We start from the raw sequence: 16,327 nt of genomic DNA, 5'->3' as shown, positions 1-16,327 counted from the left end.
GCCTACGCGGGGGCGATACCGGGGTTGCCGAACGGGCGGTGGCGACGGGGCTTCGAGGCGTCGATGCCGACGGGCTCCTCGGCCGTCGCGGCGGCCTTGCCCGGGACCTCGATCGCGGGCAGGTCGCTCACCGGGCGCTTGTCGCTCGAGAGCCACTGCGGGCGCTCGGGCAGCTTGCGGACGTCCTTGAAGATCTCCACGAGCTCCGGCGCGTCGAGCGTCTCCTTCTCGAGGAGTTCGCCGGCGAGGCGGTCGAGGATGTCCCGGTTGGCGTTGAGCACCTGGTAGGCCTCGTCGTGCGCGGCCTCGAGCAGGGCGCGGGTCTCCGCGTCGACGGTCTCGGCGATGTTCTCCGAGTAGTCGCGACCGGTGCCACCGCTCATGTCGCGGCCGACGAACGGCTCGGTCGACCCGGCGCCGAGCTTGACGGACCCGACGGCACGGCTCATGCCGTACTCGGTGACCATCTTGCGCGCGGTGCCCGTGGCCTTCTCGATGTCGTTCGACGCGCCCGTGGTCGGGTCGTGGAAGACGATCTCCTCGGCGACGCGACCACCCATGGCGTAGGTGAGCTGGTCGAGCAGTTCGTTGCGGGTGACCGAGTACTTGTCCTCGAGCGGCAGGACCATCGTGTAGCCGAGTGCCCGGCCGCGCGGCAGGATCGTGATCTTCGTGACCGGGTCGGTGTGACGCATCGCGGCGGCCGCGAGGGCGTGTCCACCCTCGTGGTACGCCGTGATGAGGCGCTCCTGGTCGGACATGATGCGCGTGCGGCGCTGCGGCCCGGCCATGACGCGGTCGACGGCCTCGTCGAGGGCGCGGTTGTCGATGAGCTGCGCGTTCGACCGTGCGGTGAGCAGCGCGGCCTCGTTCAGGACGTTCGCCAGGTCGGCGCCGGTGAAGCCCGGCGTCTTGCGGGCGAGCAACTCGAGGTCGACGCTCGCGGCGAGCGGCTTGCCCTTCGCGTGCACCTCGAGGATCTGCTTGCGGCCCTGCAGGCCCGGTGCATCCACGCCGATCTGCCGGTCGAAGCGACCGGGGCGGAGGAGCGCGGGGTCGAGCACGTCGGGGCGGTTCGTCGCCGCGATGAGGATGACGTTCGTCTTGCCGTCGAAGCCGTCCATCTCGACGAGGAGCTGGTTCAGCGTCTGCTCGCGCTCGTCGTTGCCGCCGCCGATGCCGGCGCCGCGGTGACGACCGACGGCGTCGATCTCGTCGATGAAGACGATGGCGGGCGAGTTCTGCTTGGCCTGGTCGAACAGGTCACGGACACGGCTCGCACCGACACCGACGAACATCTCGACGAAGTCCGAACCGGAGATCGAGTAGAACGGCACGCCGGCCTCTCCCGCGACGGCGCGGGCGAGGAGGGTCTTGCCGGTACCGGGAGGGCCGTACAGCAGCACGCCCTTCGGGATCTTCGCGCCGACGGCCTGGAACTTCGCTGGCTCCTTGAGGAACTCCTTGATCTCGTGGAGTTCCTCGATGGCCTCGTCGGAGCCCGCGACGTCGGCGAACGACACCTGCGGGTTCTCCTTGTTGTTCATCTTGGCCTTGGACTTGCCGAACTGCATGACCTTCGAGCCACCCCCCTGGGCGCTCGAGAGCAGGAACCAGAACAACGCGCCGATGAGCAGGAACGGCAGCAGCGTCAGCAGGAGCGACACGAGGACGTTCGACTGCTGGACGTGGTCGTTGTAGCCCTTCGGCAGGTCGGCCTGCGAGACCGCCTCGACGACCTCGGGCCCGCGGGGCGTCGAGTAGTAGAACTGCTCGGTGCCGCCCTCGCCGCGGAGGGTCAGGTCGACGCGCTGCTCCGTGGAGTTGATGACGGCCGCCGAGACCTTGCCGTCCGAGAGCTGCTCGAGGCCCTTCTGCGTGGAGATCTCCTGGGTGCCGGACTGGGCGATGAACGTCCATCCGATGAAGATCCCCACGAGCGCGACCAGTATCCAGATGTACGGCCCGCGGAGGATGCGCTTGAAGTCCATGTGATCCGGGCCCGACGGCCCGACACCTTTCTCTGCCTGAAGTGCGTGCGAGTCAGCATACGGCGGTGACTCTGTGGCGAGAATGGGTGTCCTCTGCGGGCGAACTCCCGCTCGCCCGTCAGGAGTAGACGTGCGGCGCGAGGACGCCGATGCCGCGCAGGTTGCGGTAGCGCTCGTCGTAGTCGAGACCGAACCCGACGACGAAGGCGTCCGGGATCTCGAACCCGGCGTACTTGACGTCGACCTCGACCTTGGCGGCCTCGGGCTTGCGGAGCAGCGCGACGATCTCGACGCTCGCGGCCCCGCGGGACTCGAGGTTCTGCTTCAGCCAGGACAGCGTCAGGCCGGAGTCGATGATGTCCTCGACGATGATGACGTCACGGTCGTGCAGGTCGGTGTCGAGGTCCTTGAGGATCCGCACCACGCCGGACGACTTCGTGCCGGAGCCGTAGGAGGACACGGCCATCCAGTCCATCCGCGCCTGCATCTTGAGGTGGCGGGAGAAGTCGGCCATGACCATGACCGCGCCCTTCAGCACGCCGACGAGCAGCGGGTCGCGCCCGGCGTAGTCACGGTCCACCGCTGCGGCGAGCTCGGCGATCTTGTCGTCGATCTGCTCGGGGGTGAAGAGCACTTCGGAGAGGTCTGCCTGCACGTCGGAGAGTTCCACCACACCACCCTAACCGCCCGGATGGGGCTCCCTGGCGGCGAAGGCCACCCGCTCACCGGACCGGGTGGCCCGGACGCCGGGGAGGTCGATCGGCCCCTGCCCGCGCCAGTCGGTCACGAGCCGGCACACCTCGAGCGTCTGCGTCCGGGACAGCGTCACCCCGAACTCGCCCTCCACCGCGAGCCGGACCAGCCGCTGCCGGAGCGCCGGGGGGTTCGCGGCCAGCTCGGGGACGGACAGCGAGATGCCCGCCTCGGAGTGCTCGGCGAGGTCCTCGGCCATCTCCTCGGCGAAGTGGTCGAGCGCCGCGGCGTCCTCGCGGAGCTGGTCGGCCGTGCGCGCCAACGCCTCCGGGACGCCGGCCCCGAGCTCGCGTTCGAGCACGGGCATCAGCGCGGTCCGCACCCGCACGCGGGCGTACGTCGGGTCGGTGTTCTGCGGGTCGTCCCACGGCACCAGGCCGGACGCAGCGCAGGCCTGCCGGGTCACGTGCCGCCGGACCCCGAGGAGCGGACGTCCGTACGTGGGCCCCGCGGCGCGGGCGGTCAACGGCTCCATCCCGGACAGGCTGTCCGGTCCGCTGCCGCGCAGCAGGCCGAGCAGCACCGTCTCGGCCTGGTCGTCGAGCGTGTGCCCGAGGAGCACGAGGGGTGACCCGGTGGCGGCCGCGACCTCGGTGAGGGCCGCGTGGCGGGCCTCGCGGGCGGCGCCCTCCGGACCGCCGTCGGAGCCGACGGTGACCCGGCGGACCCTCACCGGGTCGAGTCCCAGCTCGGCGGCCTGCCGGGAGGCCCGTCCCGCCACCGCCTCGGACCCCGCCTGGAGCGCGTGGTCGACGACGACGGCACCGGCACGGAGGTCCTGCTTCGGCGCCTCGAACGCGGTGGCGGCCGCGAGCGCGAGCGAGTCCGGGCCGCCGCTCAGGGCGACGAGCACGAGGTCGCCCGACGCCACGGTGCCGTCGGCCCGGGCGCGTTCGAGCAGGGACCGGACGGACCGCCGGATCTCGGCGACCGCGGGGTCCAGCCGGGGGCGCGGAGTGTTCACCCGGTAACGTTAGCCGGGCCGTCCCGACGGCCGACAGACCACCACCGGAAGAACCAAGGAGTGCACATGGCCGCGTACGACGTCGTCGTCGAGATCCCCAAGGGCAGCCGCAACAAGTACGAGGTCGACCACGAGACCGGTCGCGTGTACCTGGACCGCGTGCTCTTCACCTCGTTCGTCTACCCGACGGACTACGGCTTCTTCGAGAAGACCCTGGCCGACGACGGCGACCCCGTGGACGCGCTGCTGCTCCTCGAGTTCCCGACCTTCCCCGGTGTGGGCGTCAAGGTCCGCCCGGTCGGCGTCTTCAAGATGAGCGACGAGGCCGGCAAGGACGAGAAGGTCCTCGTCGTCCCCGCGAAGGACCCGCGCTGGGCGCACATCCAGGACATCGCGGACGTCCCGGAGCAGACCAAGGCCGAGATCGCGCACTTCTTCGAGCGCTACAAGGACCTCGAGCCGAACAAGTGGGTCAAGGCCGAGGGCTGGGGCGACGCCGCCGAGGCCGAGGCCATCGTGCAGGCCGGCCAGGCCGCGTACGTGCCGACTGGTCACTGACACCCCCCTGACGCCGGGCCGCCCCGCCTCGCAACGCACGACGCGCCCCGTTCCGACAGGGCGCGTCGTCCGTTGTGGGGCGCGTTGCGTGCGCCGTGCGCCGGGTCGGGTCGCGTCAGACCGCGCCGGAGGGCCGGGCCACGTAGGGCAGCAGGTCGCCCGGCAGCCAGATCGGCCGCTCGACCACACCGACCCGGGGGTTCGCGGCCTCGACCATCATGCCGCCGCCCGTGTAGATCGAGTCGTGGTACCCGCCGGAAGCCGTGCCGGTGTGCGAGTAGAACAGGATGTCACCGGGCTGACGCTGCGACAGCGGGACGAGTCGGCCGATCGAGCCAAAGTAGTTGTATTGCCAGACCACGTTGTGGCCACCGGTCGCGATGCCCTGCGAGTTGTAGGCCATCATCACGAGGCCCGAGCAGTCCCACGAGTTCGGCCCGGCGCCGCCGATGAGGTACGGCTTGCCGAGCTGCGCACGGGCGTACGCGATCGCGCCGGCTGCCTTCGACGGACTGCTCACGGGCTTGGGTGCCGGAGCCGGCGCGGGCGCAGGAGCGGGGGCGGGCTTCGGTGCCACCGGCTTCGGCGCCGCCGGCTGCGGGGCCGGTGCGACGGGCTTCGGGGCTGCGGGCTTCGGAGCTGCCGGCTTCGGGGCTGCGGGCTTCGGTGCTGCCGGTGCCGGGACGGACGGGTTCGCCGGGTTCCTCGACGGCGTCGACCCCGTGGCGTTCCCCCCACCGTCGGCACCGGTGTCCGCCGCGGGACGGGCAGCACCGGACCGGGACGGCCGCGCCGCCGCCCGCTTCGCCTGCGCCGCGAGCTCGATCTCCGCCTGCTCGGCCTGCTTCGCCGACCAGTACGCCTGCTCGGTCGCGACCGTCGTGCCCTTGAGGAAGGCGAGCTGCTCGAGCACCTCGTCCTGTGCCTCCTGGCCGGCCTGCAGCGCCGACTGCGCATCGGCGGCGACGTCGTTCGCGGCGTCGAAGGCGTCCTTCGTGGCGTCCGTGGCGTCCGCGAGGGCCTTCGTCGCCTGACGCTGCTGGGCCGCGAGGGAGTCGACCGTGCGGCGGTCGGCCTGCGCCCGCTCGAGCACGGTGGCCGATCGCTCCGACAGGTGTGACATCGTGCCGACCTGGTAGAGCAGGTCGTCGACGTCACGCGAGTCGACGAGCATCGAGGTCGACAGGTCACCGCCACCCGACCGGGACAGCTCGACGACGAGCGCCGCGACCTGACCGGCCGACTCGTCCGCCGCGGCCTCCGCCCGCTCCGACTCCGCGGTGAGGCCGTCGAGCGTGTCCTTCGCCTGCTGCTGCCGGGAGGCCGCCAGCGCGTACGTCTGCCCGGCCTCCTGCACGGTCGCACCGGTGCGGTCCACCCGGTCCTGCAGCGTCGCCATCCGGGCGGTGAGCGCGTCGACGGTGCGCTGCTGCTCCGCCTGGTCGTCCTTCGCTGCCTGCACGTCCTTCCACGACGGAGCGGACGGTGCGGCCTGGGCGGGGACGGCGACCGCGACGGACAGCCCGAGGCTGAGCATCGAGACGGTGGCGATCCCGCAGACCAGGGAACGTGCAGGCTTCTTCATCGGGTCAGTGCCTCCTGGCAGTGCTCGTGCTCATACCGAGATCCCCCGCGCTGCCATGAAGGGGACGGGGTCGACGGCTGCGCCGTTCACCCGGGTTTCGAAGTGCAGGTGGCAGCCGGTCGACCAGCCGGTCGAGCCGACCTGGGCGATCTGCTGGCCGGCGGTGACGTGCTGCCCGGAGGAGACCATGATCCCGCCATCGACGATGTGCCCGTAGGCCGTCGAGATGCCGCCGCCGTTGTCGAGGATGACCTCGTTGCCGTACCCGCCGCCGTTCCCCGCGAAGGTCACCGTGCCGGATGCCGCTGCGTAGATGGGCGAGTAGCAGGCCGGGGCCAGGTCGACGCCCGCGTGCAGTGTGTAGACGTGCGTGTACGGGTCGACGCGCAGGCCGTACGGGCTCGACTGGTAGCCGGCGGCGGGCCGGACCCACCCGGACGAGGCCGCGGGGACGTTCCCGGTCGCGGGTGCGGGCACTCCGGCGGTCGCGGCCGGCGGCAGCGCCTTCGCCGCTTCGGCAGCCGCCGCGGCGCGGGCCGCCGCGAGGCGGGCCTGCCGCGCCTTCTCGGCACGGACGCCCTTCTCGTACTGGGCCTGCGTCGTCTCGGTCTTCGACGTCAGGGCGGCGAGCTGGGCCTCCAGGCGGTCCTGGTTCGCCTGCTGGGCGGCGACCGCGGCCTGCGCCTGGTCGGCCGCGTCCTGCGCAGCGCGCATCTTCGCCTGGGCCTCGTCGGCGAGGTCACCGAGGGCGTCCTCGGCGACCTTCGACTTGTCGGCCAGCGCCTGCGCGGTGCCGCGGTCCTGGCTCGCCTCGGAGTAGATGCCGTCGGCCTGTTCGGTGAGCTTCGACATGGCGCCGAGTTCGTACAGCAGGTCGCCGGAGGCCGAGGGCTTCGTGAGGAGGTCCGTGGTGACGTCCTCGGCGTTCGAGCGGCCGAGCTGCGCGGCGAGCTGTCCCGCCTGCGCCTCGGACGCGGAAGCGGTCTTGGCCGCCTCGTCCGCCTGGGCCTGGAGCTTCCGCTGCTCGAGCGCCTTGCGGTCGTACTCCGTCTGGGCGTCCTGGTAGGCCGTCCCGGCAGCAGCGGCGGCCTTCTCCTTGGCAGCGGACGCGGACTCGAGCTGGGCGATGAGGCCCTTGATCTCGGAGATCTTCTCGGACTGTGCGGCCTGCGACTGCTTGGCGGCCTGCACGTCGTCCCAGCTCGGGTAGCTCGCGGCGGAAGCGGCGCCGCTCGGCACGAGTGCCACGAGGGCTCCGGCCGCGAGGACGACGGACACCCCGGCGGCGACGAAGCGGCGGCGGGGGCGAGCGGGCGATGAGGATGTCGTCATGGTCTCGATCTCGTAACGGTGCGGTGCGGCGTGCGTCACACTGTCAACAAACGCAACAGTAACAACACGACCGAGCCCGGGGACACCCCCGTGGAGGGGTGAGTGGCCGCTGTCGATGGTTCCACCGCGGCGGGCGTCACCGTGGGACACCGCTCGGCTCGCTTGCTGAAGGTCCATCGAGGTGCACGTCCTGAGCGGTGCGGGAGTCAGCACGCTCGGACGTGCGGGAACACCCGCGACACGCCGAAGGACGGCGTCGGACGGGCTCGATTTGGCAAGAGGGCCGACCGTCCGTATGCTTGTCCATCGGTAGCGCGATGCACTGCTTGCGGCCCCATCGTTTAGTGGCCTAGGACACCGCCCTTTCACGGCGGCAGCACGGGTTCGAATCCCGTTGGGGTCACTCCTCATCGGGGGACAGCAAGCAGAACAGAACGAAACCGAAGCAACAACAGTAATTCCACATGGCCCTGTAGCGCAGTTGGTTAGCGTGCCGCCCTGTCACGGCGGAGGTCGCGGGTTCAAGTCCCGTCAGGGTCGCCACGGCTGGGTAGCTCAGTTGGTAGAGCGTTCGACTGAAAATCGAAAGGTCCGCGGATCGACGCCGCGTCCAGCCACGGTGAAGAGCCCCTCACGAGAGTGAGGGGCTCTTTTGCGTTGGTGGGCGTCGTCCCGGTCCGCGGTCGCGGTCGCGGTTCGGTTCGCGGTCGCGGTTCGGATCGTCCCCGCACAACAGGACGCGGCTCGAACCGCGGGGATCCACGGTTCGAGCCGCTTCCTGTTGTGCGGCGTCGGCCAGGAGGCTCCTCCCGGCCGGGCAGCGCGGCCTACGCCTCGCGGGTCTTCGGGCTGCTGTCGTTCGTCTTCGCCGGGTCGCGCTCGACGACACCACCGAGGGCGTCGTCGATGCGGCTCATCAGCTCGGCCGGGATCTGCACCCCGGCAGCGCCGGCGTTGTCGTGCACCTGCTCCGGTCGCGAAGCGCCGATGATCGCCGACGCCACGTTCTCGTTCTGCAGGACCCACGCCACGGCGAGCTGCGCCATCGAGAGACCCAGTTCGTCCGCGATCGGCTTGAGCTCCTGCACGGCCGAGAGGACCTCGTCGTTCATGAAGCGCTCGATCATCTTCGCGCCGCCCTTGTCGTCGGTGGCGCGCGAGCCCTCGGGCAGCGGCTGACCGGGCTGGTACTTGCCCGTCAGGACGCCCTGCGCGATCGGTGACCAGACGATCTGCGAGATGCCGAGCTCCTTCGAGGTGGGGACGACCTCCTCCTCGATGACCCGCCACAGCGCGGAGTACTGCGGCTGGTTCGAGATGAGCTGGAACCCGAGGTCCTTCGCCAGTGCGGCACCGGCGCGGAGCTGGTCGGCCGTCCACTCGGAGACGCCGACGTACAGGACCTTGCCCTGGCGCACGATGTCGGCGAACGCCTGCATCGTCTCCTCGAGCGGCGTCTCGTGGTCGAAGCGGTGCGCCTGGTACAGGTCGACGTAGTCGGTCTGCAGGCGGCCGAGGGAGCCGTCGATCGACTCGAGGATGTGCTTGCGCGACAGCCCGGTGTCATTGTGGCCCTTGGGACCGGTCGGCCCGAAGACCTTCGTGGCGATCTCGAGCGACTGGCGGCGCTCGCCCTTCAGCGCTTCACCGAGGACGGTCTCGGCCCCGGTGTTGGCGTAGACGTCCGCGGTGTCGAACGTCGAGATGCCGACCTCGAGAGCGGCCTTGACGCAGGCGATCGCCGCGTCGTTCTCGACCTGGGAGGCGTGGGTGAGCCAGTTGCCGTACGTGATCTCGGAGACCTTGAGGCCCGAGTTACCGAGGTAGCGGTACTCCATGTGCTGTCACTCCTGTCGTGGCCGCGTCGGTGCGGCACCGCCCGTGACGGTAGTCCTCGGCCGTACCGGCCACCCCAGCCCGGAACGACGGAACCCCGGCGATGTGGCCGTGGCCAGTGATCGTTCCGGGGTCTTCGATGGGAAGGCTAGCGGCCGTCCGACTCGTCGTTCAAGTCGAGAGCATCGCCATCACAGGGGGACATCGGACGATGCTGGCGGAGGTTGTCGGCGTGCAGCGGGTCCTCGAGGTTCCGAGGCTCTCGGTTCACGCACTCCCACAATCCGTCGATGTGCTCGTGAAGCGACTCTGAGATCCGCGCCCACAGCGGATCGAGGACGAAGTCGATGCCAGCACGACGGGCGTGCTTCGCCGCGGGGACGAAGTCGCTGTCGCCGGCGATCATGATGATCTGGTTCACGTGTCCGTTCGCCGCCAACGTCGCGATGTCGAGACCAAGGCGCATGTCGACGCCCTTCTGCGTGATGTCGAGCGAAAAGTCTTTCTCGTCGAGATCCGCAACCGAGATGGCACCAGAGAGGAGTTTCTTGAGCTTCTCGGCCCGCAGCTGGTACCCGGACTGCGTCTCGAGCAGCTCGCCACGTCGTAGTGCGACCTTGCGCCGCTTGACGAGCGCCTTGTGGAAGTCGACCATCCAATCGTGATCCGGCGTTTTCGCGAGGTTGACGCTCGTACGGGTCAGCGGATGGAACACGACCTTCTCGGACGGCGGGCAGTCGTAGTAGAAGATGCGGTACAGCCGCGACTTCGCCTTGCGCGTGTGCCTGCGGCAGTACTCGAGCAGTTCGTCGGCACGCTGCTCGGGGTCTTTGTGGCCGAACAGCCGAGCTGCCCGACGCCGGTAGAAGCCGCCGTCGACCAAGATCGCGGTGACCTGCTCTGCCCGCACCGGGACCGGTACGGAGTCGACGTTCCCCGTCACCGGCGTGAGTGTCTCCTTACGGCCTCGACCGATCGCCATGCTCGTCCCTCCCCACAGAGAAAGACCCTTGTCATCGGCCTGCCCACGATCGGTCGGGCGGTCAACGGCAAGGGTCGTTGAGAACCACGGTACTAGCGCTCGGAGCCCTGCACCACTTGATGCCGGCTCAGGTGCAGGAGGGTCGCCGTGACGCTCCCCGCGGTCCTCGACGCCCGCCCCAGCGCAGGAGGTGCAGGATCGCAAGGGACGCGGTGCGCGGATGCACCGCCGGGAGCAAGGGAGCATCCATGACCGGACCCAGTGTGCTGTTCATCGGCGGGAGCGGCGTCATCAGCGCCGCCTGCGTCCGCGAGGCGGTGGACCAGGGCTTCGACGTCAGCGTGCTCAACCGGGGCACGACGGAGAAGCGGGCGCTCCCGGACACGGTGACGCGCCTCCAGGCCGACGTGTCGGACCGCGACGCCGTCGCGGCGGCGCTCGGCGACCGCACGTTCGACGTCGTGGCGGACTTCGTGGCGTTCACGCCCGACCAGGTGCAGGCCGACATCGACCTGTTCGCCGGGAAGACCCGGCAGTACGTCTTCATCAGCTCGGCCTCGGCGTACCAGACCCCGCCGACGCACCTGCCGGTGACGGAGTCGACGCCGCTGAAGAACCCGTACTGGCAGTACTCGCGGGACAAGATCGCGTGCGAGGACCTGCTCGTCGCGGCCTACCGGCAGGACGACTTCCCGATGACGATCATCCGGCCGTCGCACACCTACGACGAGACGCTGCTGCCGTTCGACGGCGGGTGGACGGTCGTGGACCGGATGCGCCGCGGCAAGCCGGTCATCGTGCCGGGCGACGGGACCTCGCTGTGGACGCTCACGCACGTGCGGGACTTCGCGGTCGCGTTCGTCGGGGTGCTCGACCGGGCCGAGGCGATCGGCGAGGCGTTCCACATCACCGGCCAGGAGTCGCCGACGTGGGACCGTATCCACCAGGAGGTCGCAGCCGCGGCGGGAGCGCCCGAGCCGACGATCGTGCACGTCCCCTCGGACGCGATCATGGCCGCCGACGCCGACTGGGGTGCCGGGGTCGTCGGCGACAAGGCGAACAGCATGGTCTTCGACAACAGCAAGGTGCGGACGCTCGTGCCGGGCTGGGCGGCGCGGACGACGTTCCGCGAGGGCGCCCGCGAGCTGGTCGCCTGGTACGACGCCCACCCGGAGGCGCAGGTCGTCGACGAGGAGAAGGACGCACTCATGGACCGCCTGGCCGAGGCGTACGCGCCGGGCCGCGTCTAGCGAGCGCCGTCGGACGGGAGGCGCGGCCGGTCTGGCCCCGCGCCTCCCGTCCGGTGCGCAGCGGGCTCCGGCCGCCGCGGAGCGCGAGGCGCGCAACGCGGCGCGCACTGGCGGGGCGCAACAGGAACCGGCTCGAACCGCGGACGTCCGTGGTTCGAGCCGGTTCCTGTTGTGCGGGTGCGGCTCGCGCCGGCTGGCCGCCGCTCAGGCGCCGCGCGGGGCGCGGGCGCGGAGGACCGCGCCGAGGGCCTGCATGGCGGTGCCGATCTCCTCGTCCGTGACGACGAGCGGCGGGGCGAAGCGGATCGTCGAGCCGTGCGTGTCCTTCACGAGCACCCCGCGGTCCGCGAGGTCCTTCGCGACCTCCTTGCCGGTGCCGAGCGCGGGGTCGATGTCGATGCCGGCCCACAGTCCGGCGACCCGGTGTGCGACGACGCCCTCGTCCATGAGCTCGTCGAGGTACCCGCGGAGCACCGGTTCGCCGTCGAGCGCCCGCTGCTGGAAGGTGCCCTCGGCGAGCATCGCCACGACCTCGGTGCCGACGGCCGCGGCGAGCGGGTTGCCGCCGAAGGTCGACCCGTGCTCCCCGGGGCGCAGGACCCCGAGCACGTCCGCGCGCCCGACCACGGCCGAGACCGGGACGATCCCCCCTCCGAGCGCCTTGCCGAGCGTGACGAGGTCCGGGGTCACGCCGACGCGCTCGACGGCGAGGGTGTGCCCGGTGCGGCCGAGCCCGGACTGGATCTCGTCGGCGATGAACAGCGCACCGAACTCGTCACAGACCGCGCGGACCGCGGGCAGGTAGTCCGCCGGCGGGATCACCACGCCGCCCTCGCCCTGGATCGGCTCGAGCAGCACGGCCACGACGGTGTCGTCCATCGCGTCCCGGAGCGCCGACGCGTCGCCGTACGGGACGGTCCGGAAGCCCGGCGTGTACGGACCGAAGTCGTCCCGCGCCGAGGGGTCGTCGGAGAACGAGATGATCGTCGTGGTGCGGCCGTGGAAGTTCCCGCTCGCGACGATGACCGTGGCCTGCCCCTGCGGGACGCCCTTGACGCGGTAGCCCCAGGCTCGGGCGACCTTTATCGCGGACTCCACCGCTTCGGCGCCGGTGTTCATCGGCAGCATCATCTCGGTGCCGGTGAGCGCGGTGAGCCCCTCGGCGAAGGGTCCGAGCCGGTCGGTGACGAACGCGCGGCTGGTCAGGGTCACGCGGTCGAGCTGGTCGCGGGCCGCGGTGAGGAGGCGCGGGTTGCCGTGCCCGAAGTTCACCGCCGAGTACGCCGCGAGCCCGTCGAGGTACGTCCGGCCGTCGACGTCGGTGACGGTCGCCCCGGAACCGGACGCGATGACGACCGGCAGCGGACTGTAGTTGTGGGCGAGGGTGCGGTCCTCCACGGCGAGCGCGGCGGCCGTGTTCGCCCCGAGCGCGCCGGCCATCAGGACCGCGCCACCGAGGTGCCGGTGCCGACGGGGTGCAGGTCGAGCGTGCAGCACTTCACGCCGCCGCCACCGAGGAGCAGCTCGGACAGGTCGACGCCGATCGGGTTGTAGCCCTTCTCACGGAGCTGCGAGGCGAACGTGGCGGCCCGGGAGGCGATCACGACGTTGTACCCGTCGGAGTACGAGTTGAGGCCGAGGATCGCGGCGTCTTCCTCGGTGGCGATGATCGCGTCCGGGAAGCGCTCGCGCAGGATGGCGAGGGACGGCTCGTCGAAGGCGCTCTCGAGGTACGCGATGTTCGACTTCCCCTCGGCGTCGGGCACCGGGTCGAGCGCCGCGATGGCGGTGTCCAGGTGGTAGAAGCTCGGGTTGATGAGCTTCAGGGTGACGACCTCGCGGCCGTACACCCGCGCGAGCTCCTCGTGGGAAGTGCTGTCCGAACGGAACCCGGTGCCGGCGTAGATGGTGTCGCCGATGAGGAGGAAGTCGCCCTCGCCCTCGTTCGTCTCCTCGGGCTCGGCGACGGTCAGGCCCGCCTGGCGGAACCAGTCCATGTACGCCGGGCCCTCGGGCTGGCGCTCCGGGTACTGGAACTTCGCGCCGTAGGCGACACCGTCGAGCACGAAGCCGCCGTTGGCCGCGTAGACCATGTCCGGCAGGCCATCGACGGGCTCGATCTGGTGGATCTCGAAGCCGAGCTGCTCGTAGACGTCGACGAGGGACTGCCACTGCTCGACGGCCTTCGAGGTGTCGGTCGGCTCCTCCGGGTGCATCCATGGGTTGATCCGGTAGCTGACCGTGTAGTGGGTCGGCTTGCACATGAGGATGGTGCGCTTGGTGGCCGTGCGCTGCGGAGCGGCGGTGGGCTGGGGTGCGGTGTTCGACACGAGGTCCTCCAGGACCGGGGCCCGAGCCTGCCAGGAACCACCACGGTGAGAGCTCCGACGAGACGCAGGCTCACTCGCCGGAGGCGGACCAGGTCGACGCCTGTCCTGAGTCTGGCACAGGACGGAGGTCCGGCACAGCACCGACGCCGCGCTCCGGGCGCACGATTCCTGCGTCGGACGTGCTGGTCTCGCAAGGAGCCCGCGTAGGATCGGGACAATGGATTCGCTCGACCACCGCATCCTCGACCAGCTCCGGGAGAACGCCCGCGCGGGCTACGGCGAGATCGGTTCGGTCGTCGGGCTCTCCGCCTCCGCCGTGAAGCGTCGCGTCGACCGACTCGTGGCCGACGGGGTCATCCAGGGCTTCACGATCAAGGTCGACCCCGCGGTGGACGACCGCGGCACCGAGGCGTGGGTCGAGCTGTACTGCCGCGGCACGGTCTCACCCGACGAACTCCGCACGCTCCTCGACGCCGTGCCCGAGGTCGTCGACGCCGGCACCGTCACCGGCAGCGCCGACGCCGTCGTGCACATGCGGTCGCGGGACCTCCCGGCGCTCGAGGAAGCCCTCGACCGGGTCCGCCTCGCGCCCCAGGTCGACCACACCCGTTCGGCGATCGTGCTGTCGAAGCTCGTCAGCCGCGGCTCCGACTGACCCCGGTGCGGAGCTTCGCGACCATGGGACGGACGACGACAGCCGGGAGGCACGGCACGCCTCGCGGCTCGACCACCGCCCGGCGGATGGTCACCGCCGCGGCCGTCGCGTACGTGGTCAACTGCCTGTGGGGCACCGCCGTGGCGGTGCGCCTCATCCGCACCCGGAGGCTGCGGGTCGTCCACCACGGCCTGTTCGTCGTCACCGCGGCGCTGACCGGTGCCGCCGCGACGACGCCGGTGTGGACGCGGTCGCGGGCCGGCCTGTTCCTGCTGCCCGCGCTCGTGCCGCTGGCGCTCGCTCCACGGACCGACCCCCGCAGCGGAGCACACTGGAAGACCGCGGTCGCCGCGGCGCCGTCCTACCTGGGGGCGGTCCTCCTGCGGCGCTGACCGCCCCAGCCGACCCAGTCCGAAGGACAGCAGTGGAACTCATCGAGGCCATCCGGCGCCGTCGCACCACCAACGGGGCGTTCCTGCCCGACCCGGTGTCCGAGGAGCACCAGCGACTGCTGGTCGAACTCGCGGGTCGCGCCCCCTCGCAGCTGAACAGCCAGCCGTGGCGGTTCGTCCTGGTCGAGGAGCGCGAGACGATCGACCGGATCGCCGACATCAGCGGCCGGACGATGACGAAGACCATGTCCGAGGGGACGTTCTTCGAGCGGTACAAGCCGTACTTCCGGTTCTCGCAGGCGGAGATGGACGAGCGCCGCTCCGGCATGCTCTTCGACAAGCTCCCCGCGCCGCTGCGCCCGTTCACGAGCCAGGTGTTCACCAAGCGCGGGCAGTTCCTCATGAACGCGCTCCGGGTGCCGCAGACCCTCGGCGAGGAGAACCGGAAGCTCGTGGCCGGCTCGCCGCTGCTCCTCGGGGTGATGCTCGACCGGGACGAGTACCGGAAGGAGGCCCGCAACGCCTTCTACTCGGTGTTCAGCATGGGCGCCGCGATGGAGAACATCTGGCTCGCCACGACCGAGCTCGGTCTCGGCATCCAGTTCGTCTCGTTCCCGATGGAGATCGAGGAGTCGTGGAACGAGGTGGAGCAGCTGCTCGAGGTGCCACCGGAGCTCGAACTGATGGCCGTCTACCGGATCGGGTACACCCCGCCGGAGCGTCGCCGGCCGGCGATCGACTGGGTGTCGAACGAGCGGAAGCGGCCCTCGCAGTACGTGTTCCGCGGCACGTGTGCGACGCCGCAGGAGGGCTGGGACGACGTCTCGGCCGTCGGACACCTCGACCCCGAGGCGACGGACGGGGGCACGCGGTGACGGCGACCATGCCTGCCGGTGGTGGTCCGGTCCTCCCGGGCGGGCCCGTCGACCCGGTCTCGGCGACCGCGCCCGCGCTGCCGGGGCGCCCGTGGATCGAGCAGGCCTGGCGGGACGTCGTCTTCGTGCACTGGCGGGTGGACGTGTCCGCGGTCGCACCGCTCCTGCCGGCCGGGACCCGACCGGACACCATGGCTCCCGACGGCTCCGACGACGGGGTGACGACGTGGGTGGGGCTCATCGCGTTCAGCTTCGAGGACACCCGGTTCCCGCCGCTCGGACCGCTCGGCCGGACCGGCGGCCTGGGCGACTTCCTCGAGGTCAACGTCCGCGTCTACACGCGGGACGACACCGGTCGGCGCGGCGTCGTGTTCCTGTCGCTCGACGCGGGGAAGCTGCTGCCCGCTGCCGCCGCCCGGGTCGTCACGGGGACGCCGTACCACTGGGCGCGGACCGGCCGACGGCAGGACGGCGACCGGACGGCGTACGCGGTGCACCGCCACGGCACGCACCTACGGTCCCGTCTGGAGGTCGAGGTCGGCGGGCCGATCGCCGAGCCGACCCCGCTCGAGTCGTTCCTCACCGCACGGTGGGGCATGCACGTCGGCCGGGCCGGTCGGACCGCGTGGTGGCCGAACGAGCACGACGCATGGGTGCTGCACCGGGCGACGCTCCGCGGGCTGCGCGACGACCTCGTCCGCGCCGCCGGCCTGCCCGCCGCGCTCACCGAGCTCGAGCCGGACTCGGTGCTGTACTCCCCCGGTGTCGTGACGCGGTTCGCGGGGCCGCGCGCTTGACCGATCGCGAGCGCGTCGGCGGGCCGG

General features: G+C 71.0%; 15 protein-coding genes and 3 tRNA genes. 9 read left to right on the top strand and 9 right to left on the bottom strand.

Annotated features, from left to right (window positions below):
• Positions 1-2: 2 nt before the first annotated feature.
• The 3 genes from ftsH to tilS all read right to left on the bottom strand — a co-directional run bounded on the left by ftsH (position 3) and on the right by tilS (position 3,708).
• Positions 3-1,991, bottom strand: a complete 1,989-nt coding sequence (ftsH, locus tag DEI84_RS02325) for an ATP-dependent zinc metalloprotease FtsH (protein WP_110825670.1) — start codon at positions 1,989-1,991, stop codon at positions 3-5.
• A 118-nt stretch (positions 1,992-2,109) separates the two neighbouring features.
• The gene (gene hpt, locus DEI84_RS02320; RefSeq protein WP_110889508.1) at positions 2,110-2,661 is read right to left on the bottom strand and encodes a hypoxanthine phosphoribosyltransferase; all 552 of its coding nucleotides are present in this window, start codon (positions 2,659-2,661) and stop codon (positions 2,110-2,112) included.
• A 9-nt stretch (positions 2,662-2,670) separates the two neighbouring features.
• A complete protein-coding gene (gene tilS / locus DEI84_RS02315; RefSeq protein WP_110889507.1) occupies positions 2,671-3,708 on the bottom strand; it encodes a tRNA lysidine(34) synthetase TilS in 1,038 nt (345 codons plus the stop codon).
• A 66-nt stretch (positions 3,709-3,774) separates the two neighbouring features.
• On the opposite strand from tilS, the gene DEI84_RS02310 reads away from it, so the two are divergent.
• The gene (locus DEI84_RS02310) at positions 3,775-4,266 is read left to right on the top strand and encodes an inorganic diphosphatase (protein WP_110825673.1); all 492 of its coding nucleotides are present in this window, start codon (positions 3,775-3,777) and stop codon (positions 4,264-4,266) included.
• 115 nt (positions 4,267-4,381) lie between these two features.
• On the opposite strand, the gene DEI84_RS15560 is transcribed toward DEI84_RS02310, so the two are convergent.
• A complete protein-coding gene (locus DEI84_RS15560; protein ID WP_110889506.1) occupies positions 4,382-5,851 on the bottom strand; it encodes an NlpC/P60 family protein in 1,470 nt (489 codons plus the stop codon).
• Positions 5,852-5,881: 30 nt separating this feature from the next.
• The gene (locus DEI84_RS02300; protein WP_146236284.1) at positions 5,882-7,183 is read right to left on the bottom strand and encodes a M23 family metallopeptidase; all 1,302 of its coding nucleotides are present in this window, start codon (positions 7,181-7,183) and stop codon (positions 5,882-5,884) included.
• A gap of 330 nt (positions 7,184-7,513) precedes the next feature.
• Between DEI84_RS02300 and DEI84_RS02295 the strand changes: the two genes are divergently transcribed.
• The 3 genes from DEI84_RS02295 to DEI84_RS02285 all read left to right on the top strand — a co-directional run bounded on the left by DEI84_RS02295 (position 7,514) and on the right by DEI84_RS02285 (position 7,800).
• Positions 7,514-7,586, top strand: a tRNA-Glu gene (locus tag DEI84_RS02295).
• A 63-nt stretch (positions 7,587-7,649) separates the two neighbouring features.
• Positions 7,650-7,726: transfer RNA gene (locus DEI84_RS02290), tRNA-Asp, on the top strand.
• A 1-nt stretch (position 7,727) separates the two neighbouring features.
• Positions 7,728-7,800 (top strand) — tRNA-Phe (locus tag DEI84_RS02285).
• A gap of 210 nt (positions 7,801-8,010) precedes the next feature.
• On the opposite strand, the gene DEI84_RS02280 is transcribed toward DEI84_RS02285, so the two are convergent.
• Positions 8,011-9,021, bottom strand: coding sequence for an aldo/keto reductase family protein (locus tag DEI84_RS02280; RefSeq protein ID WP_110889504.1), 1,011 nt, complete (start codon positions 9,019-9,021; stop codon positions 8,011-8,013).
• A 146-nt stretch (positions 9,022-9,167) separates the two neighbouring features.
• Positions 9,168-9,962 carry an NYN domain-containing protein gene (locus DEI84_RS02275; protein ID WP_258371666.1) on the bottom strand — a complete coding sequence of 265 codons (795 nt, stop codon included), beginning with the start codon at positions 9,960-9,962 and terminating at the stop codon, positions 9,168-9,170.
• A 287-nt stretch (positions 9,963-10,249) separates the two neighbouring features.
• On the opposite strand from DEI84_RS02275, the gene DEI84_RS02270 reads away from it, so the two are divergent.
• On the top strand, positions 10,250-11,251 hold the full coding sequence (locus DEI84_RS02270; RefSeq protein WP_110889502.1) for an SDR family oxidoreductase: 1,002 nt from the start codon (positions 10,250-10,252) through the stop codon (positions 11,249-11,251).
• 204 nt (positions 11,252-11,455) lie between these two features.
• On the opposite strand, the gene rocD is transcribed toward DEI84_RS02270, so the two are convergent.
• A complete protein-coding gene (gene rocD, locus DEI84_RS02265) occupies positions 11,456-12,691 on the bottom strand; it encodes an ornithine--oxo-acid transaminase (RefSeq protein WP_110889581.1) in 1,236 nt (411 codons plus the stop codon).
• The gene (gene ddaH, locus DEI84_RS02260) at positions 12,691-13,581 is read right to left on the bottom strand and encodes a dimethylargininase (protein ID WP_220032856.1); all 891 of its coding nucleotides are present in this window, start codon (positions 13,579-13,581) and stop codon (positions 12,691-12,693) included. Before ddaH ends, rocD begins: the two co-directional genes overlap by 1 nt.
• Positions 13,582-13,798: 217 nt before the next feature.
• Here ddaH and DEI84_RS02255 point away from each other — a divergent pair, with 217 nt between their 5' ends.
• From DEI84_RS02255 to DEI84_RS02240, 4 genes are all read left to right on the top strand, one after another.
• The gene (locus DEI84_RS02255; protein ID WP_110825680.1) at positions 13,799-14,236 is read left to right on the top strand and encodes an Lrp/AsnC family transcriptional regulator; all 438 of its coding nucleotides are present in this window, start codon (positions 13,799-13,801) and stop codon (positions 14,234-14,236) included.
• Positions 14,237-14,322: 86 nt separating this feature from the next.
• Positions 14,323-14,628 carry a hypothetical protein gene (locus DEI84_RS02250; protein WP_110889501.1) on the top strand — a complete coding sequence of 102 codons (306 nt, stop codon included), beginning with the start codon at positions 14,323-14,325 and terminating at the stop codon, positions 14,626-14,628.
• A gap of 32 nt (positions 14,629-14,660) precedes the next feature.
• Positions 14,661-15,503, top strand: a complete 843-nt coding sequence (locus DEI84_RS02245) for a nitroreductase family protein (RefSeq protein WP_110889500.1) — start codon at positions 14,661-14,663, stop codon at positions 15,501-15,503.
• Positions 15,500-16,300: a YqjF family protein gene (locus DEI84_RS02240; protein ID WP_258371665.1), complete on the top strand. Its 801-nt coding sequence runs from the start codon at positions 15,500-15,502 to the stop codon at positions 16,298-16,300. Before DEI84_RS02245 ends, DEI84_RS02240 begins: the two co-directional genes overlap by 4 nt.
• The last annotated feature ends 27 nt before the right edge of the window (positions 16,301-16,327 follow it).

This window comes from Curtobacterium sp. MCBD17_023 (genome assembly GCF_003224415.1).
Taxonomy (GTDB): Bacteria; Actinomycetota; Actinomycetes; order Actinomycetales; family Microbacteriaceae; genus Curtobacterium.
The sequence above is the reverse complement of the archived record's forward strand: the minus strand, read 5'-3'. Positions and strand labels throughout refer to the sequence as shown.